Origin of the sequence: Sphingomonas crocodyli (assembly GCF_004005865.1) — a bacterium.
GTDB classification, from domain to species: Bacteria; Pseudomonadota; Alphaproteobacteria; order Sphingomonadales; family Sphingomonadaceae; genus Rhizorhabdus; species Rhizorhabdus crocodyli.
In genome coordinates, this window is sequence record NZ_SACN01000004.1 from 184461 (window position 1) to 203681 (window position 19221).

Genomic DNA, 19221 nt, shown 5'->3' on the forward strand with positions numbered 1-19221 from the left:
CATCTTAGAAGCTGACGCTCGGCGCCTTGTCCGAACCCGCGGCCGCCTCGAAGGGCTGCATCGGCTGCGCGCCGTGGAACACCTTGGCGCCGATCGCGGTCGGGAAGGTGCGGATCAGCGTATTATAGCCGCGCACCGACTCGTTATAATCGCGGCGCGCGATCGCGATGCGGTTCTCGGTGCCTTCAAGCTGGCTCTGCAGCGCCATGAACTGATCCGACGATTTCAGGTCGGGATAGTTCTCCGACGCGACGAGCAGGCGGCTGAGCGAGCCCGAAAGCTGGCCCTGCGCATCGGCGAACGCCTTCACCTTGGCCGGATCGCTGAGGTCGTCGGCCGAAAGCTGAATGCCGGTCGCGCGGGCGCGGGCGTTGGTGACGTCGGTGAGGACGGTCGATTCCTGCTTGGCATAACCCTTCACCGTGTTGACCAGATTGGGAATCAGGTCCGCGCGGCGCTGATACTGGGTCTGCACGTCGGCCCACTTGGCCTTCGCTTCCTCCTGCGCGGCGGGCACCGAGTTAATGCCGCAGCCGGCCACGGAGATCGCGGCGACGGGGGCGAGCATGAGGACGGAGAAACGACGATCGGTCATCTGGCGTGAATCCCTGAAACCGGCTGTGTTAGCCGCGTAGGTAGGTAAGCGTGGTTCGTTACGGCTTCAATGGCCGAACTTGACCTTTGTTGCACGAGCGCGATGCTGGGGCGCTGCGCAGCATCGGAGGAGCGAGCATATGCTGAACGATTTCAAGGCGTTCATCAACAAGGGCAATGTCGTCGACCTGGCCGTCGCGGTCATCATCGGCGCGGCCTTCGGCAAGATCGTGTCGTCGCTGACGGACGATCTGATCATGCCGATCATCGGCTATGTCTTCGGCGGGCTCGATTTTTCGAGCTATTTCGTGCGCCTAGGCGCGGTTCCGGCCGATTTCGTGGGGTCTGCGACCAATTATGCCGACCTGAAGAAAGCCGGCGTCGCGATGGTCGGTTTCGGGCAGTTCATCACCGTCGCGGTCAACTTCCTGATCGTCGCCTTCGTGATGTTCCTGCTGGTTCGCGCGGTGCGCAAGCTCGACAAGGTCGATGAAGCCAAGCCCGCGGCACCCGCCGCCCCGCCCGAGGATGTCGTGCTGCTGCGTGAGATCCTGGCGGAGCTGAAGAAGAAAGGCTGACGCGATCCGTTTGAAATCCGCGCCGCTGCATCCTATATCGGTCGGTGCCGGCTTGCCGGCTATGGTGATAAAGTGTGCCGTGTAATAGATGCAGCGGACCCGGGGGCGGTACCCGGCGGCTCCACCACAAAGCCCGGTTTTCCGGGCTTCATGATGGGGCCGAACTAGGATCGACGTGTGTTCAAAGACGGTATTTTTGCCCGGCCTGAATGAGCCGTTAAACCGTTCAAAACCTACAAGTGCCAACGACAACGAGGCGCTCGCGATTGCCGCGTAACTGAGTCCTAACGGACGACGTTACAAGGCTTAAGCGCGGTTCGGTCCGCACCGGGCAACAGAAGCGGAATCCGGCGGCCCCGGGGGGGCCGAGCAACAGAACCCCCCGACCCTCCGACGACTCGGAGCACCGAGCAACAGAAGCTCCCCACTTTCCCCCTTCCCGATCACCAAGCGGCGTCGCTACACCGGCGGCGATGGCCAAACTCTATTTCTATTATGCCGCGATGAACGCCGGCAAATCGACCACGCTGCTGCAGGCCGATTTCAACTATCGCGAGCGCGGCATGCGCACGATGCTGTTCACCGCAGCGTTCGACGACCGATTCCGCACCGGCGCGATCAGCTCACGGATCGGGTTGCAGGCCGATGCCAACTCGATCGAACGCGATAGCGATATCTTCGCGAGCGTTGCCGCCGCGCTGGCCGAAGGGCCGCTCGGCTGCGTGCTGGTCGACGAGGCGCAGTGGCTGAGCCGTGAACAGGTGTTCCAGCTTGCCGCCATCGCCGACGAACTCGACGTACCCGTCCTCGCTTATGGCCTGCGCACCGATTTCCGCGCCGAACTCTTTCCGGGCAGCGCCGCGTTGCTCGCGGTCGCGGACTCGCTGGTCGAACTCAAGGGCATCTGCGCGTGCGGGCGCAAGGCGACGATGAACCTGCGCGTCGACGCCGATGGCAGGGCCGTAACACAAGGCGCGCAGATCGAAGTCGGCGGCAACGAACGCTATGTGGCGCTGTGCCGCCGCCATTTCATGGCACAGATGGGCTGGGCGGGAACCGGGGGAAGAACGGCATGATCAGGACACGGATCACGATAGTCGCAGCGGCGCTGGCGCTGACCGGCTGCGCGACGGCGACGCAATCGCCGATCGAGCCGCGCGTGACCACGCCTGCGCAGGTTCAGGCGCTGATCCCCGGCGCCTATGACGACAACAACATCTTCGCGAAGATCATCCGCGGCGAGGCATCCGCCGCCAAGGTCTATGAGGATGCCGAAGTCGTCGCCTTCATGGACATTGCGCCGGTCGAGCGCGGGCATGTGCTGGTGATCTCCAAGACATCGAAAGCGCGCAACCTGCTCGAAATCGATCTGGCCGATCTCGACAAGATCATGGCCGTCGCGCGCCGCGTGGGGCAGGCGCAGATGAAGGGGCTGGGTGCCAACGGCTTCTCGATCGAACAGAACAACGCCTATGGGCAGACCGTCTTCCACCTGCATGTCCATGTGATCCCACGCTACAGGGGCCAGCCCTGGGGCGAGAAAGGCGGCCCGCGCCAGACCGTCGAGCAGCTGACGCCCGACGCGGAGCGGATCAAGGCGCAGATACCGGTGAACTGATCGACGCGAGCGCCCGAGCGCGTTAGGGTCTGAACTCAATTACGCCAATGGCCAGGATCGGCATGAGAAGGCTGCTGGCCAGGAGGACGGCGCAGACGCCTAGCCAAAGCTAGGCGCCAGTCGTTCGACGCCGCCAGCAGCCTTCTCATGCCGACCGCAAAGCGGCGAGGTGGATTTGGCGCAGGAGAGCGTTGCTCGTCGGTCACGATGGAAAGCCATCGCTCCCTCCTCGCGCCTCCTCCTGCGCCAAATCGACCTCGTCATGGCCGTTGTCGTAATTGAGTTCAGACCCTAAGGGCGCGCGCCATGCATGGCTGGATTATTTTAGACAAACATGTCGGCCCCGGATCGACCCAGATGGTATCGGCGGTCAAGCGCGCGCTGCGCACCGGCGGTTACGGCAAATATAAGGTCGGCCACGGCGGGACGCTCGACCCGCTCGCCTCGGGCGTGCTGCCGATCGCGATCGGCGAGGCGACCAAGCTCAGCGGCCGGATGCTCGACGCCGACAAGGGGTATGACTTTACGATCGGCTTCGGCGTCCAGACCGATACGCTCGACCTTGAGGGCAAGGTGATCGCGGAATCGGATGTTCGGCCGACGCTGGCTCAGATCGAGGCGGTTCTGCCGCGCTTCACCGGGCCGATCGAGCAGGTTCCGCCCATCTATTCGGCGCTCAAGATCGACGGCCAGCGCGCCTATGACCTCGCCCGCGCGGGCGAGGAGGTCGAGATGAAGACCCGCGCGGTGACGATCCACAGCCTCACAATCCTCCCCGGTACGGGGAGGGGGACCGCCGAAGGCGGTGGAGGGGGTTCGCCCCAAGCGTCACCGCCCGTCTCCAGCCCCCTCCACCATCCTGCGGATGGTCCCCCTCCCCGTACCGGGGAGGAGCTTCAGGAGATCACCCTCTCCGCCCGCGTCTCCAAGGGCACCTATATTCGTAGCCTCGCGCGCGACATCGCATTGGCGGCCGGAAGCGTCGGCCATGTGACGATGCTGAGGCGCACGAAGGCGGGTCCGTTCACGCTCGATCAGGCGAATCAACTGGACAAGCTGGACGAATTCGCTAAGGCCCAGCGCCTTGAACAACTCCTCTTGCCGCTGACGGCGGGGCTGGACGACATCCCGGCTCTATCCGTCACCCCCGATCAGGCAAGGGCGCTCCGCGAGGGGCGGAAGCTGATCGGGATCGCCGCGCAGGCGGGCCTCCATCTTGCGATCGAAGGGCAGACGCCCGTCGCGCTCGTCGAGATTACAGGGCCGGAGACGAAAGTCGTGCGCGGCATCAACATGTGAAAAGATGTCGAAGGAAATGACATGACCGTTACTGCCGAGCGCAAGACCGCCATCATCGCCGACAATGCCCGCGCTTCGGGCGACACCGGCAGCCCCGAGGTCCAGGTCGCGATCCTGACCGAGCGCATCGCCAACCTGACCGAGCACTTCAAGACCCACGCGAAGGACAACCATTCGCGCCGCGGCCTGCTGATGCTCGTCAACAAGCGCCGCAGCCTTCTCGACTATCTGAAGAAGAAGGACGCGGAACGCTACACCGCTCTCATCACCAAGCTGGGCCTGCGCAAGTAAGCCTGACTTGACCGGACGGCCCCCTTCGCGGGGCCGTTCTTCTTTCCGGCCCCCTGCAATCCGGCGCGGGGCGGGACGGCGGGCACAAGATCCCGCCACGGCGATCCTCAGACGGATCGCCCCACACGGTGGCTCCTGAACGAGCCCCGGCATAGGCCCCGGACGCATAGGGCGTCCGGAGACAAGGAAAACCAATGTTCGATACCAAGAAGGTAGAAATCCAGTGGGGCGGAAAGACCCTCACGCTGGAAACGGGCCGTGTTGCCCGCCAGGCCGACGGCGCAGTGCTCGCGACCCTCGGCGAAACCGTCGTTCTCTGCGCCGTCACCGCGGCGCGCAGTGTCAAGGAAGGGCAGGACTTCTTCCCGCTGACCGTCCATTATCAGGAGAAGTATTTCTCGTCGGGTCGCATCCCCGGCGGCTTCTTCAAGCGTGAGCGCGGCGCGACCGAAAAGGAGACCCTGGTCTCCCGCCTGATCGACCGCCCGATCCGCCCGCTGTTCCCGGAAGGGTTCTACAACGAGATCAACGTGATCGCGCAGGTTCTCAGCTATGATGGCGAGAACGAGCCCGATATCCTCGCGATGGTCGCGGCTTCGGCTGCGCTGACGATCTCCGGCGTGCCCTTCATGGGCCCGATCGGCGCCGCGCGCGTCGGTTACAAGGACGGCGAATATCAGCTGAACCCGACGGATGCCCAGGTTGCCGAAGGCGATCTCGACCTCGTCGTCGCCGCCACGCACGACGCGGTGATGATGGTCGAATCCGAAGCCAAGGAGCTTTCGGAAGAGGTCATGCTCGGCGCCGTGCTGTTCGCGCATGACGCCTGCCGCACCGCCGCCGACGCGATCATCAAGCTGGCCGAAAAGGCCGCGAAGGATCCGTGGGAGCTGAAGGCAGCCGACGACACTTCGGCCGTGAAGGCCGAGCTGAAGAAGCTGATCGGCAAGGACATCGAGGCCGCCTACAAGATCACGCAGAAGTCCGAGCGCGCGAACCTGCTCAACGCGGCCCGCGCCAAGGCGAAGACCGCGATGGCCGACAAGACCCCGCAGGAGCAGATGGCCGCGCAGAAGCTGGTCAAGAAGCTCGAGGCGGAAATCGTCCGCACCGCGATCCTGAAGGAAGGCCGCCGCATCGACGGCCGCGACACCAAGACGGTCCGTCCGATCGTCGCGGAAGCGCACTTCCTGCCGCGCGCGCATGGTTCGGCGCTGTTCACCCGCGGCGAGACCCAGTCGATCAGCACCTGCACCTTGGGCACCAAGGAATCGGAGCAGATGATCGACGGCCTGAACGGCCTGAAGTACGAGCACTTCATGCTCCACTACAACTTCCCGCCCTATTCGGTCGGTGAAGTCGGTCGCTTCGGCGCTCCGGGTCGTCGTGAAGTCGGCCACGGCAAGCTCGCCTGGCGCGCGCTGCACGCCGTCCTGCCGACCAAGGAGGAGTTCCCCTACACGATCCGCCTGACCAGCGACATCACCGAGTCCAACGGCTCGTCGTCGATGGCGACGGTGTGCGGCGGTTCGCTCGCGATGATGGACGCCGGCGTGCCGATCAAGCGCCCCGTCTCGGGCATCGCGATGGGCCTGATCCTGGAAGGCAAGGACTTCGCGGTGATCAGCGACATCCTGGGCGACGAGGATCACCTCGGCGACATGGACTTCAAGGTTGCGGGCACGTCCGAAGGCATCACCACGATGCAGATGGACATCAAGATCGCCGGCATCACCAAGGAGATCTTCGAGACCGCGCTGCTCCAGGCGAAGGACGGCCGTGCGCACATCCTGGGCGAAATGGCCAAGGCGCTCGACCACACCCGCACCGAGCTGTCGGCGCATGCGCCGCGCATCGAGACGATCCAGGTCCCCAAGGACAAGATCCGCGACGTGATCGGCACGGGCGGCAAGGTGATCCGCGAGATCGTGGCCACCACCGGCGCCAAGGTCGACATCGACGATGACGGCACCGTCAAGATCAGCTCGTCCGAGCCGGAGAAGATCGAAGCCGCCAAGAACTGGATCATCGGCATCACCGCCGAGGCCGAAGTCGGCAAGATCTATACCGGCAAGGTGGTCAACCTGGTCGATTTCGGCGCGTTCGTGAACTTCATGGGCGGCAAGGACGGCCTCGTCCACGTCTCGGAAATCAAGAACGAGCGCGTCGAAAAGGTCGCGGACGCCCTGACCGAAGGCCAGGAAGTCAAGGTCAAGGTTCTCGAGATCGACCAGCGCGGCAAGGTTCGCCTGTCGATGCGCGTCGTCGATCAGGAAACTGGCGAAGAGCTGGAAGACACCCGCCCGGCCCGCGAACCGCGCGAGCCGCGCGGTGATCGTGGTCCGCGCCGTGATGGCGATCGTGGCCCGCGTCGCGATGGCGACCGTGGTCGTGGCCCGCGCCGCGACGGCGATCGTGGTCCGCGCCGCGAGCGTTCGGAAGGTGGCAATGACGACGGCCCGGCGCCGGAGTTCGCCCCCGCTTTCCTGAAGCGCGACGACGACTGATCGTTCTTCTAGAGTGTTGAACGGAAAGGGAGGCTTCGAAAGGAGCCTCCTTTTTTGTTTCGGTGCTATTCACAGCCATGTTACGTCTCGCCCGCCGCGCAAACGGGGGGCGGCCCGGAGATGGACCTGAGTGCGGCCGAACTGACGCGCTACGCGATCACCGGGGCGATCATCGCCTTCGTGCTGTTCATGCGTCTGCGCACTATCGGCAAGGCACGACGGCTGCGGCTCGAGACATTGTGGATCATCCCCACCCTGTTCATCGCCTTCGCCTGCTTCATCTTCTCGCAAATGCCGCCGGTCGGACTTGGCTGGCTGTGGGTGGCGGTGGCGGGGGCGCTGGGCGGCGTGATCGGTTGGCAGCGGGCGCGACTGATCCACATCGGGGTCGATCCGGTCACGCATGAGATCAACCAGACGACGTCGCCCGCCGCATTGATCTTCATCGTCGCGCTGATCGGCGTGCGCTGGATCTTGCGATCGGCGGTCGCGATGGGCGACGCGCGCTGGCACATGGGTGCCGCCCTCGTCACTGACATCTTCGTGGGCTTCGCGATCGGCGTGCTGACGCTCTACCGCGTCGAGCTCTATGTGCGCGCGCGCCGCCTGCTGGACGAAGTTCGCGGCCGGTGAAAGATAAACGCTTCCTCGAACGGCTGCCACTGGCCGCCGACAAGCCCTGGCTGGGCCAGTTCGCGGCGATTGCCGTCATCGCGCTCGCCCTGTGCATCCGGTTGGCGGCGAGCCCGGTCATGCCCACGGGCTATCCCTATGTCAGCTTCTTCCCGGCCATCATCCTGACGGCCTTCCTGTTCGGCTGGCGGGCGGGAACGCTGGCCGCCGTGCTGGGCGCGCTGGCCGCCTGGTATTTCCTCATTCCGCCGCTCAGAACCTTCAAGTTCGATCCGCAGGTCGGCTTCGCCCTGTGCTTCTATGCCTTCGTCGCGATCGTCGACATCGTGCTGGTCGAATGGTTACAAAGGACCAACCGTCGGCTGATCCTCGAACGCGAACGCAACGCCGCGCTCGCCCAGCGCAGCGAGATCCTTTTCCGCGAGTTGCAGCATCGCGTTTCGAACAATCTGCAGGTCGTCAGCGGTCTGCTGACGCTCCAGCGACGCGAAGTCGACGATGAGACGGCCCGTGCTGCGCTGGACGAGGCCGCACGCCGACTGGGGCTGATCGGTCGTATCCAGCGCCAGCTTCACGAGCCGAGCGGCGAACAGTTGAGCCTGCCTGCCTATCTGCGCCAGATTGCGGGCGACCTGATCGATGCGGGCGGCAAGCCGGGCATCATCTGCACGGTCGAATCCGACAGCGGGGTGGCGCTGCCGCCCGATGCTGCGATCCCGGTGGCGCTGATCATCGCGGAGGCGATCGCCAATGCGCTCGAACATGGCTTTGCCGATCGCGACACCGGCACGATCGCCATCCATGTGCGGCGCGAGCAGGACTATATCGATCTGACCGTGGTCGATGACGGGCATGGCCTGCCCGAAGACTTCGATCTGGCGGAAAGCCGCAGCATGGGCCTGGGCCTTGCTCGCATGCTTGCGAAACAGCTGGAGGCAACCTTCACCCTGTCGAACGAGACGGGGGCCGCAGCGCGGCTGAGGCTGCCCGTAGAGGCCTGAGCCTCAGGCCTGATCCGCCTGATCCTCATCCAGATCGCGCGCGATGCTGGGCTTGCGCAGCAGGGCCTCGATATGGCTGCCTTCGTCGAAGCTCTCATCGGCGAGGAACTTCAGTTTTGCGGCATATTTGGTGTTCACGCGGCGCGCGACTTCGCTCTGGAAGAAGGCGGTGTTGGTGCGCAGCGCCTTGAGCACGATTTCCTCATCGCGGCCGAGCAGCGGCTTCACGAAGACGGTGGCGTGCTTCAAATCGGGCGACATGCGAACTTCGGTGACGGAGACCATATGCTTGGCCAGCGTCTCGTCATGCACTTCGCCGCGCGTCAGGATTTCGGACAGCGCGTGGCGCACCTGTTCGCCGACGCGAAGCAGGCGGACCGAACGGCCTTCGGGGGTTTCGTTCTTACGCATCTCTCAGATCCAAGCCCTCCCCCGCGAACGGGGGAGGGTTGAGATTACAGCGTGCGAGCACGCTCCTCGACTTCGAAGGTTTCGAGGAAGTCGCCGGCCTTGATGTCGGTGAAGTTCTGGGTGAACGTCACACCGCATTCCAGACCCGCACGCACTTCGGCGACATCGTCCTTGAAGCGACGCAGCGAGGCGATCTCGCCATTGTAAATGATGACATCCTCGCGCGTGATGCGCGCCTTGAGCGCCTTGCGGATGATACCTTCGGTGACGAGCAGACCCGCTGCCTTGCCATGCTTGCCCGCAGAGAAGACTTCGCGGATTTCGGCGCGGCCGACCACGGTCTCGAAATATTCGGGACCAAGCTGCCCCGCCATCGCGGCGCGGATTTCGTCGAGCAGATCGTAGATCACGTCATAATATTTGAGCGCGACCCCATCCCGCGTGGCGATCTCGCGCGCCTTGGCATTGGCGCGGACATGGAAGCCGATGATCGGCGCCTTGGAGGCGGCGGCCAGCGTCACATCGCTTTCGGTGATACCGCCAACGCCGGCCTGCAGGATGCGGACCTGGATATCGTCGGTCGAGATCTTGTTGAGCGAGCCGACAATGGCTTCGACCGAACCCTGCGTGTCCGCCTTCACGACCACCGGGAACTGCTGCGCCTGCTTGGCCTTCATCGCCGAGAACATCGATTCGAGCGTGGCGGGCGCGTTGGTGGTGCGCTTGGCGTGGATCACGCCGGCACGATAGGCCGCAATCTCGCGGGCACGCGCTTCGCTTTCCACCACCGACAGCTTGTCGGCGGCGCCGGGGACGCCCGACAGGCCGAGCACTTCGACCGGCTGCGACGGGCCCGCTTCCTTCACGTTGCGGCCCTTGTCGTCGATCAGCGCGCGAACCTTGCCGCTCTCCGCGCCGACGACGAAGATGTCGCCGACCTTGAGCGTGCCGCGACCGACCAGAATCGTCGCGACCGGACCACGGCCCTTGTCGAGCTGCGCCTCGACCACCGTGCCTTCGGCCGGGCGATCGGGATTGGCGTTGAGTTCGAGCAGTTCGGCCTGCAGCTGGATCTTCTCGATCAGATCGTCGAGGCCGGTCTTCTTGAGCGCCGAAACCTCGACCTCCTGAACGTCGCCGCCCATCGATTCGACCTGCACGTCGTGCTGGAGCAGCGCCTCACGCACCTTTTGCGCGTTCGACCCCGGCTTATCCATCTTGTTGATCGCGATGATCATCGGCACGTCGGCCGCCTTGGTGTGGTTGATCGCCTCGATCGTCTGCGGACGCAGGCCATCGTCGCCGGCGACCACGATCACCACGATATCGGTGATATTCGCACCGCGTGCGCGCATTTCGCTGAAGGCTTCGTGGCCCGGCGTGTCGAGGAAGGTGATCTTGTCACCCGACTTAATCTGCACCTGATAGGCGCCGATATGCTGGGTGATGCCGCCGGCTTCGCCCGACGCGACATCGGTGCCGCGCAGCGCGTCCAGCAGGCTGGTCTTGCCGTGATCGACGTGGCCCATGATCGTGACGACCGGGGCACGCGGCTTCAGCGTCTCGGCCGCATCGACGTCATCGGTGGTGACCAGATCGACGTCGCTGTCGGACACGCGCTTGATGTTGTGCCCGAACTCGGTGACGAGCAGCTCGGCCGTGTCCTGATCGATCGACTGATTGACCGTGACGGGCATGCCCATCTTGAACAGCGCCTTCACCAGGTCGGCGCCGCGTTCGGCCATACGGTTGGCGAGTTCGCCGACCGTGATCGTTTCCGGCACGGCAACGTCGCGGACCTGCTTGGCAGCCGGGCCGCCCATCTGATGGGCGCGCTTGTCCTTTTCGCGGGCGCGCTTGAGCGCGGCGAGCGAACGCGCACGCGCACCGCCCGTATCGTCGTCGAGCGCGCGGGTAACGGTCAGCTTGCCCGACTGGCGGCGATCATCGCCCTTGCGATCACGCGCCGGCTTGGCCGGCTCGGGGCGACGTGCCGGCGTGACCGGCGTGAAGCGGCGCGGCGGCGGCGCGGCGTTGGTCGCGGGGCGGCTTTCGCCCGCATCGGTCTGCGGCGCGGCTTCGGGAGCAGCCTCCGCAGCGGCAGCGGCCTCGACAGCCTCGGCCTCACGAACGGCGGCTTCCTCGGCAGCGGCGCGCTGCGCCTCTTCCTCGGCGCGGCGATTCTCTTCGGCGCGGCGCTTTTCTTCCTCGTTCGCCTCGACCTTCGCACGCTCCTCGCGGCGGCGGGTCTCTTCGAGCGCGGCCATGCGCGCTTCTTCGGCCTCGCGCTGGAAACGCTCGAGCTGTTCGCGACGCTCAAGCGGGGTCAGCGGGCGCGAGGGCGCAACCGGGCGCGGCTGGGGTGCAGGCGCGGCCGGGCGCGGCGCGGCAGCCGCCGGAGCGGGCGCGGCCGGCGCGGGGGCCGGAGCCGGCGCCTGAGCAGCGGGCGCGGGCGCAGGAGCCGGCGCGGGGGCCGCGGCCTGAACCTGCGGTTCTTCCGTCACATGCGGTTCGGCCTCACCGGGACGGCCGAGGACACGGCGGCGCTTCACCTCGACCACGACGGTGTTCGAACGGCCGTGGCTGAAGCTCTGCTTCACCTGGCCCGTTTCGACCGTACGCTTGAGGCCCAGCGGCGCGCGCATGCCCAGTTTCGGCTTGTTGTCGTCACTCATCAGTAAACCGAACCCTTCACTTCAAAACTTGTAGCGCCGATGGACCCTGCGAAGTCTCTTCGCAAGGTACGGGCGCATCGTATCGTCCAATAAAGCCGCACCAGCGGGCGAACGCTTGCGCGACGCGCGCGGCGGAAGCCGGCGCGGTCAAGGCGATATGTACCACATTTTCCCGCCCTAACGCCATCGACAATATGGTGCGCGATGCGGGGATTACCAAGCCCCTGAGGTCGCTACCCTCGCGATCGCTGCCGACACGCAGCGCCTGATCGAGCTTGCGATTGCCGTCGGCGCCCGCATCCGCGGCGTGGAGAAGCAGGTGAACCTGCCCGCGACGCGCCGCCTCCTCGATCCGATCCGATCCGGCGAGGACGGCCCCCGCGCGATTCTCCAGCCCGAGTCGATCGAGCGCAAGGCGCTGCAGCCCCTGCTCGATCATGTCGGGCAGGTCTGCTGGAATCTTCAGGTCGCCGGTATTGAACGCACGGGCGAGCGCGCCCTTGAGCTTGCCCTTGGCCAGCGCGGTTTCGAGCGCAGCCTTGTCCACGCCGATCCACGCGCCGCGCCCCGGCGCCTTGGCGCGCAGATCGGGCAGCACCGCGCCATCCGGCCCGAGCGCGAGCCGGATCAGATTGGCGCGCGCGTCATGCGCGCCGGTCAGGACGCACTTGCGCTCGGGGACGTGCTTGTCGCCCGTCCCCGCTTCCGCTTCGGTTACGCCTTCGAGATGCTCATCGTTTGCCATTCGCGGGAGCGACCTCCTGCGACGGCTTCAAGCCGATGATGGGAGCGAACGACATTTTAGGCGTCATCCTCCGCGAACCAGCCGGCGGCGTGGCGCGCGGCCATGATGATCTCGTTGCCCTGCTCCATCGACAGGCCATATTCGCCCAGCACGCCGCCCTTGTCGGCTTCGGACGGGCTGCGATCGCCACGGTCGTTCTTGTCCGGGCCACGGCGACGCTGCTCGGCGCGCTTCTTGAGAACCAGTTCGTCCGACGCGAGATCGGCGAGGTCGTCGAGGGTCTTGATGCCCGCCTTGCCCAACGTCACCAGCATCGCTTCGGTGATGTAGGGCATTTCGGCCAGGCCATCCTCGACGCCCAGACCACGGCGCTCGTCGCGCGCAGCCTGTTCGCGGCGATCGAGCGCTTCCTGCGCGCGGCTCTGCAGCTCCTGGCCGAGCTCATCGTCGAAGCCCTCGATCGAGGCGAGCTCGTCGAGTTCGACATAGGCGACTTCTTCCAGCGCGCCGAAGCCTTCGGCGACCAGCAGCTGCGCGAGCGTCTCGTCGACGTCGAGTTCGTTCTGGAACATCTCTGAACGCTCGACGAATTCCTTCTGGCGCTTCTCGCTGGCGTCGGCCTCGGTCAGGATGTCGATCGCCGAGCCGGTGAGCTGCGAAGCGAGACGGACATTCTGGCCACGACGGCCGATGGCGAGCGACAGCTGATCGTCGGGAACGACGACTTCGATCCGGCTCTCTTCTTCGTCGATCACGACGCGGGCGACCTGCGCGGGCTGCAGCGCGTTGACGACGAAGGTCGCGGTGTCGGGCGACCAGGGGATGATGTCGATCTTCTCGCCCTGCATTTCCTGCACAACGGCCTGAACGCGGCTGCCCTTCATGCCGACGCAGGCGCCGACCGGATCGATCGACGAATCGTGGCTGATGACGCCGATCTTCGCGCGCGAACCCGGATCGCGGGCGGCGGCCTTGATCTCGATGATGCCGTCGTAGATTTCGGGCACTTCCTGCGCGAACAGCTTCTTCATGAAGTCGGGGTGCGCGCGGCTCAGGAAGATCTGCGGCCCGCGATTTTCGCGACGGACCGACAGGATCAGCGAACGGACGCGATCGCCGACGCGGACGACTTCGCGCGGGATCTGCTGATCGCGGCGGATGACGCCTTCGGCGCGGCCCAGATCGACGACGACATGGCCGAACTCGACGCGCTTGACGACGCCGGTGATGATTTCGCCGCTGCGATCCTTGAACTCGTCATACTGGCGCTCGCGCTCAGCATCGCGGACCTTCTGGAAGATGATCTGCTTGGCGGCCTGCGCCTGGATGCGGCCGAATTCGATCGGGGGCAGCGGATCGACGATGAAGTCGCCGACGGCGGCGCCCTTCTGCAGCTTCTGCGCGTCGGTCAGGCTGACCTGCTTGAAATAGTCGTCGACCTGCTCGACCACCTCGACCACGCGCCACAGCCGCATGTCGCCCGACTTGCCGTCGATCTTCGCGCGGATGTCGTTCTCGGCGCCATAGCGGGTCTTGGCCGCGCGCTGGATCGCGTCCTCCATCGCCTCAATCACGATTTCGCGATCGATCAGCTTTTCGCGCGCAACCGAATCGGCGATCGCGAGCAGCTCGGCCTTGTTGGCGGAAATGGCGGTGGCCATGACGATGCTTATCCTTCCGTTTTGATACTGTCCGCGCCTTCGGTCGAAAGCGGCGCGGTGGCCTTGATGAGAGCGTCGGTCAGGATCAGCTTGGCGCTGGCGATCTGAGCCAGCGGCACGGCGATCTCACCAAGCTTGTTTACATCGAGTCGGACCGAGTCGCCATCACGACCCAATATCCGCCCGTCGAACTGTTTCCGGCCGTTCAGCGGCTCGGCCACCTTTACCCGCGCGTCGAAGCCCGACCAGTCGATCCAGTCCTGCGCGCGCGTCAACGGACGATCGATACCGGGCGAGCTGACCTCGAGCCGATAGGCGTCCTCGATCGGATCAAGCTCGTCGAACTTCTCCGAAATACGGCGCGACAAAGCCTCGCAATCGGTGAGGTCGAGCTGCCGGGTATCGGGCCGTTCGGCCATCACCTGCAGCGTCGGATCGCTCTTTCCGCCGAAGAAAGCGACACGCACGAGCGCGAGCCCGAGCGCTTCCGCTTCGGGTTCGATCAACTTCGTCAGCGCCGCGATATCGGTCATTCAGAGTCCCAAAGTGCATGGCATGGGGCTTCGGCGCCGGAAGCGTCCGCTCCCGGCCTCGTCAGAGTTACCCATGTCGAGATGAGCGCCATATAGGCCAAGGCATTGCGCAGGGCAAGCACAGCCGCGCGCGCCATCCAACAGCGTCGTCGGCAAGCTTTCGTGCCTTTTTTGCAACAGGGCGAAAGGTTTCAGACATCGACATATTTCAGCAACGTCGTTTTGCGACGCATTTGCAATTTAGTGATTGACTAAGATGCGAGTGATTATCAATAGCCCGCTCACTAGTGGAATAATCCGCGAAAAGAGGGGGAATTATGTCTCGATCTTCGTCTTTCAAGGCGAGCAGCTCGCCTGCTTTCCTGGCGCTCGGCTGCGTTGGCCTGATCGCCTCGGCTCCGGGCTATGCCCAGGACGCCAAGCCGGCCAACAAGGATCTCGGCAGCTTCGAAGTCACCGACACCGCGATTGACGAAGTCAAGGTCGATCGGGTCGAATCACCCAAGGCGACCCGCCCGCTCGTCGACACGCCGCAGACGATCACCGTCATCGGCAAGACCACGATCCAGCAGCAGAACCTGCTGACCCTGCGCGACGTGCTGTCGACCGTTCCCGGCATCACCTTCGGCGCCGGCGAAGGCGGCTTCGGCTATGGCGACCGCATCATCCTGCGCGGCCAGGACGCGAAGAACGACGTGACCACCGACGGTGTCCGCTCGCAGGCGTTCGGCAACCGCAACGAAGTCTATAATATCGAGCAGGTCGAAGTCACCAACGGCGCCAACTCGGTCGTCAACGGCGGCGGCTCGGTCGCCGGCACGATCAACCTCGTCACCAAGCGCCCGCTTGCCGAAGACCAGACGGTCATCAGCGCCGGCGTCGGCACCGACAATTATTATCGCGCCACGGTCGACGCCAACGCGCGCGTCAGCGATTTCATCGCGATCCGCCTGAACGCGGTCTATCACGAGAATGACGTGCCGGGCCGCAAGGTCGAGGATTACAAGCGCTGGGGCGTCGCGCCGGCGATCACCTTCGGCATCGACAGCCCGACCAGCTTCACCCTCCAGGGCGAATATCTGGACGACAAGGCGATGCCGCAATACGGCTTGCGCTATTACGCCAACCTCGGCGGCTTCCTGCCCGAGTTCGATCGCGAGGGCTATTATGGCTTCGCGAACCTCGACAAGCAGAACAGCAAGACCAAGTCGGTCCAGGGCATCTTCAGCCACGAGTTCAGCGACAAGGTGAAGATCCGCAACCTGAGCCGCTTCGAGCATATCCGCCAGGATACGGTCACCAGCCAGCCGAACGGCACCTTCTGCCTCGCCTCGACCGGTCTGCAGCCGCAGGCGCCGTTCATCGGCGGCACGGCAGCAGCATGCGGCGCGGCGGTTCCCCCGGGCTTCTACCTGCCCACCGGCGGCCGCGGCGTGCAGCGCTTCATCACCAACGAGACCACCTACAACCAGACCGACTTGACCGCCGAAGTCGACACCGGCGGCATCAAGCACTCGATCGTGCTCGGTGCGTCGATCCTGTTGCAGGATTATGCGCAGACCCAGGGCAACCTGCCGCGCAACCCCGATGGTTCGACCCCGGCTTTCCCGCTGGTGAGCATCTCGAACCCCGGCACGGTCGTGCAGGGTCCGTCGGGTGGTGGCCGCGTTTACGGCAACAACACCTATAACGGTCCGATCAACTTCATTCTGGGCAGCCGCAACCGCGGCGAACAGAATGCTTACGCTGTCTATCTGTTCGATACGATCGCATTCACCGACTGGTTCGAACTGAACGGCGGCATGCGCTACGAGAAGAACAAGGGCTTCAACCGCACGATCAGCTATTCGACGAGCGGCGCGACCATCGGTCAGGTTTCGGGAACGACCGGGCCGTTCAGCAACAACGACAACCTCTTCTCGTATCGCGTCGGCGCGGTGTTCAAGCCCACGCCGAACACCAGCCTCTACTTTGCTTACGGCAACTCCAAGCTGCCGTCGCAGACGTCGGTCGACGGTTCGTGCGCGACCAACAACTGCAACGTGAAGCCGGAGACGACGAAGAACTACGAAATCGGCGTCAAGGCCGATCTGTTCGACAAGAAGCTGCTGCTGACCGCGTCGCTGTTCCGCAACGATCGTGACAGCATCCGCATCGCGTCGAACGATCCGACCCAGACCGACCAGCGTCTCGACGGCAATCAGCGCGTGGAAGGCGTCTCGCTCGGCGCTTCGGGCAATATCACCCCGAACTGGACGATCTCGGCGAACTACATGTACCTGAAGTCGGACATCAAGCAGGGCGTCTCCGACGTCTGCTTGGCCAATCCGGGCGTCACCAATGCGGTCGCGACCTGCGCCGGCGTCAACAATGCGGCCTTCCCGGATCCGACGCGCGGTTATTCGCTGACCAACACGCCGAAGCATTCGGGCAGCCTGTTCACGACCTACCGCTTCGATTTCGGTCTGGAAATCGGCTACGGCCTGACCCACCAGGGCAAGTTCCTGCTGAACCAGCCGACGCTCGCGCAGCTGATCGCGAACACCTACGTCGCGTATAACGTGCCGAGCTACACGATCCATCGTGCGATGGCGTCCTATGCCTTCACCGACAATCTGAAGGCGCAGGTCAACGTCCAGAACTTCACCAACAAGAAGTATGTGACGACCGTCCGCAACGCGGTGGCCGGCAGCTGGGCGCAGCCGGGCGTGGGCCGCTCGGCGGTGTTCAGCCTGAACTACGCTTTCTAACAATCCTCTCCTCGCCGGTGGGCTAACCCCCGGATCGGCGTCTGGCCCGCCTCTCTCCCTTGAGAGGCGGGCCTTTTCTTTGCGCGCGATCCTTCGTGCAGAAAATCGTCACGGCGGACGTTATTGCTATTGATTTGCAATAAAGACTCGCTAGAGTGAGTCGGGAAGAGGGGGTGACGGCTTCACCGCTGCCACCCCGGTAAAGATTACAGCTCCCACGTCGGGCAGGCGCTGCCCCGCAACTGTCCGACGTAGAAGGCCCGCCTCACCCCTGGGAGGCGGGCCTTCCCCTTTCTGGAGCCCTTTGCCGACCATGTGAAAAACCGCGCATTTCTGCGACCGACATGTCCCAATCATTACGGAACCGCGCTCGATATTGCGATTGATTTGCAATACGAATCGGCGTAGCGACCTCGGCAGGCAGGGAGTCCCTAAAAATGCACGCTACGCTGGACATGGCGGGCGGTGGAACGGCGACGGCAGGTTTCCACACGACCTTTCCCGAAGACCGCGAGATCGCGGTCGAACGGTCGGTCTATGGCGTGCAATCGGGACCGCGCTGGCGCACGATCGGCCTGGTCGTTCTGGGCCATGTCGCGCTGATCGGCGCTCTCATCAAACTCGACGTTATTCCGATGGCGAAGGCCAAGCACGGCCCGCTGGTGATCGATCTGGTCATCGAGCCGCCGGTGCCGCCGCCCGTCCCCACCGAGACGGCCAAGCCCGTCGAGAAGGTGAAGTCGCTGATCGTCGCCCCGCAGCCGATCGTGCAGGTTCCCACGCCCGCACCGTCGCCTGTCATCACCACGCCGACCCCGCCGCCGCCCAAGGCCGAGGTTGCGCCCGTCACGCCGCCCTCCCCTCCGGGGCCGGTCGCTGTCGACGACGTATCGTCGAATATGCTGCGCTACGAAGCGCCCAAATATCCGATCGAGCTGCGCCGCGCGCATAAGGAGGGCATCGTCCGCCTGCTGCTGGTGATCGATACGCAGGGCCGCGTCGCGCAGGCTTCGATCATCGACACCAGCGGTTACAAATCGATGGATCAATCCGCCCTCGAGGCGGTCCGCCGCTGGCTGTTCAAGCCGTTCATGCGCGGCGGTGTTCCCGTCGAGGTGCAGGGCGCCGTTCGTTTCCCCTTCAAGTTGAAGTGATCCGCTCATGATGATCGCCGTTCCCGGCGTCCTCGACGCCGATGCGCTGGCGCATGTCCGCAAGCTGATCGACGCGGCCGAATGGGTCGATGGCAATGTGACTTCGGGCCACCAGTCCGCGCTCGCCAAGCGCAATCGGCAACTGCCCGAGGAAAGCGAGGCCGCGCAGCAGGCGGGGCGCATCATCCTCGACGCGCTCGGCCGATCGCCCTTGTTCATCGCAAGCGCGCTGCCGCTCAAGATCTTCCCGCCCTTGTTCAATCGCTATTCGGGCGGCGAGAAGTTCGACACCCATGTCGACAATGCGATCCGCATCCGCCGGGGCACCGATTTCCGCGTGCGATCCGATCTGTCGATGACCGTGTTCCTCGCCGATCCCGAAAGCTATGACGGCGGCGATCTAGTGGTCGAGGACACCTATGGCGCGCACAGCGTCAAGCTCGCGGCGGGCGATGCCATCCTCTACCCATCGTCCAGCCTGCACATGGTGACGCCGGTGACGCGCGGCGAGCGCATCTGCTCCTTCTTCTGGATGCAGAGCATGGTGCGCGACGATGGCGAGCGCAGCCTGCTGTTCGATCTCGACCAGTCGATCCAGACGATCGCCGCCGACCGTGGCCAGGGCGATCCGGAGATCATTCGCCTGACCGGCGTTTATCACAACCTGCTCCGCCGCTGGGCCGACGCCTAGGGTTAAACCGTAGCCCTAATCCTTTCGGATTAGGTCCGATCCGGTCCCGGATGTAAACAATTGCGAAGCTTCGTGATTGG

General features: G+C 64.5%; 17 protein-coding genes and 1 other RNA gene. 12 read left to right on the forward strand and 6 right to left on the reverse strand.

Going from position 1 to position 19221, the window contains the following annotated elements:
- Positions 1 to 4: 4 nt before the first annotated feature.
- Complete coding sequence (locus EOD43_RS20905; RefSeq protein WP_127746039.1) at positions 5 to 595, reverse strand: LemA family protein; 591 nt, start codon at positions 593 to 595, stop codon at positions 5 to 7.
- 139 nt (positions 596 to 734) lie between these two features.
- On the opposite strand from EOD43_RS20905, the gene mscL reads away from it, so the two are divergent.
- The 9 genes from mscL to EOD43_RS20950 all read left to right on the forward strand — a co-directional run bounded on the left by mscL (position 735) and on the right by EOD43_RS20950 (position 8521).
- Positions 735 to 1172: a large conductance mechanosensitive channel protein MscL gene (gene mscL, locus EOD43_RS20910; RefSeq protein ID WP_127746042.1), complete on the forward strand. Its 438-nt coding sequence runs from the start codon at positions 735 to 737 to the stop codon at positions 1170 to 1172.
- A 6-nt stretch (positions 1173 to 1178) separates the two neighbouring features.
- Positions 1179 to 1521: a transfer-messenger RNA gene (gene ssrA / locus EOD43_RS20915) on the forward strand.
- Between the two features lie 124 nt (positions 1522 to 1645).
- Positions 1646 to 2248 carry a thymidine kinase gene (locus tag EOD43_RS20920; RefSeq protein ID WP_127746044.1) on the forward strand — a complete coding sequence of 201 codons (603 nt, stop codon included), beginning with the start codon at positions 1646 to 1648 and terminating at the stop codon, positions 2246 to 2248.
- Positions 2245 to 2790 carry an HIT family protein gene (locus EOD43_RS20925; RefSeq protein ID WP_127746046.1) on the forward strand — a complete coding sequence of 182 codons (546 nt, stop codon included), beginning with the start codon at positions 2245 to 2247 and terminating at the stop codon, positions 2788 to 2790. The genes EOD43_RS20920 and EOD43_RS20925 overlap by 4 nt, the downstream gene beginning before the upstream one ends.
- Before the next feature lie 306 nt (positions 2791 to 3096).
- Entirely contained in the window at positions 3097 to 4089 is a 993-nt protein-coding gene (gene truB / locus EOD43_RS20930) for a tRNA pseudouridine(55) synthase TruB (RefSeq protein WP_127746048.1), read from the forward strand.
- A gap of 21 nt (positions 4090 to 4110) precedes the next feature.
- Positions 4111 to 4380 carry a 30S ribosomal protein S15 gene (gene rpsO / locus EOD43_RS20935; protein ID WP_127746050.1) on the forward strand — a complete coding sequence of 90 codons (270 nt, stop codon included), beginning with the start codon at positions 4111 to 4113 and terminating at the stop codon, positions 4378 to 4380.
- Positions 4381 to 4574: 194 nt separating this feature from the next.
- Positions 4575 to 6887, forward strand: a complete 2313-nt coding sequence (gene pnp, locus EOD43_RS20940; protein WP_127746052.1) for a polyribonucleotide nucleotidyltransferase — start codon at positions 4575 to 4577, stop codon at positions 6885 to 6887.
- Between the two features lie 120 nt (positions 6888 to 7007).
- Positions 7008 to 7520 (forward strand): CcdC protein domain-containing protein, encoded by a 513-nt coding sequence (locus EOD43_RS20945; protein WP_240653438.1) that lies wholly within the window; start codon positions 7008 to 7010, stop codon positions 7518 to 7520.
- The gene (locus EOD43_RS20950; RefSeq protein ID WP_127746054.1) at positions 7517 to 8521 is read left to right on the forward strand and encodes a sensor histidine kinase; all 1005 of its coding nucleotides are present in this window, start codon (positions 7517 to 7519) and stop codon (positions 8519 to 8521) included. The genes EOD43_RS20945 and EOD43_RS20950 overlap by 4 nt, the downstream gene beginning before the upstream one ends.
- Positions 8522 to 8524: 3 nt before the next feature.
- On the opposite strand, the gene rbfA is transcribed toward EOD43_RS20950, so the two are convergent.
- The 5 genes from rbfA to rimP are packed head-to-tail and all read right to left on the reverse strand — an operon-like array spanning position 8525 to position 14546.
- Complete coding sequence (rbfA, locus tag EOD43_RS20955; RefSeq protein WP_127746056.1) at positions 8525 to 8932, reverse strand: 30S ribosome-binding factor RbfA; 408 nt, start codon at positions 8930 to 8932, stop codon at positions 8525 to 8527.
- Positions 8933 to 8976: 44 nt separating this feature from the next.
- Positions 8977 to 11607 (reverse strand): translation initiation factor IF-2, encoded by a 2631-nt coding sequence (infB, locus tag EOD43_RS20960; RefSeq protein WP_127746058.1) that lies wholly within the window; start codon positions 11605 to 11607, stop codon positions 8977 to 8979.
- 16 nt (positions 11608 to 11623) lie between these two features.
- The gene (locus EOD43_RS20965; RefSeq protein ID WP_127746060.1) at positions 11624 to 12352 is read right to left on the reverse strand and encodes a DUF448 domain-containing protein; all 729 of its coding nucleotides are present in this window, start codon (positions 12350 to 12352) and stop codon (positions 11624 to 11626) included.
- 56 nt (positions 12353 to 12408) lie between these two features.
- A complete protein-coding gene (nusA, locus tag EOD43_RS20970; protein ID WP_127746062.1) occupies positions 12409 to 14013 on the reverse strand; it encodes a transcription termination factor NusA in 1605 nt (534 codons plus the stop codon).
- A gap of 8 nt (positions 14014 to 14021) precedes the next feature.
- The gene (gene rimP, locus EOD43_RS20975) at positions 14022 to 14546 is read right to left on the reverse strand and encodes a ribosome maturation protein RimP (RefSeq protein WP_127746064.1); all 525 of its coding nucleotides are present in this window, start codon (positions 14544 to 14546) and stop codon (positions 14022 to 14024) included.
- A 317-nt stretch (positions 14547 to 14863) separates the two neighbouring features.
- On the opposite strand from rimP, the gene EOD43_RS20980 reads away from it, so the two are divergent.
- From EOD43_RS20980 to EOD43_RS20990, 3 genes are all read left to right on the forward strand, one after another.
- Entirely contained in the window at positions 14864 to 17296 is a 2433-nt protein-coding gene (locus tag EOD43_RS20980) for a TonB-dependent receptor (protein ID WP_127746066.1), read from the forward strand.
- Positions 17297 to 17733: 437 nt separating this feature from the next.
- On the forward strand, positions 17734 to 18450 hold the full coding sequence (locus EOD43_RS20985) for an energy transducer TonB (protein WP_127746068.1): 717 nt from the start codon (positions 17734 to 17736) through the stop codon (positions 18448 to 18450).
- 7 nt (positions 18451 to 18457) lie between these two features.
- On the forward strand, positions 18458 to 19141 hold the full coding sequence (locus EOD43_RS20990) for a Fe2+-dependent dioxygenase (RefSeq protein WP_127746070.1): 684 nt from the start codon (positions 18458 to 18460) through the stop codon (positions 19139 to 19141).
- Positions 19142 to 19221 lie beyond the last annotated feature (80 nt).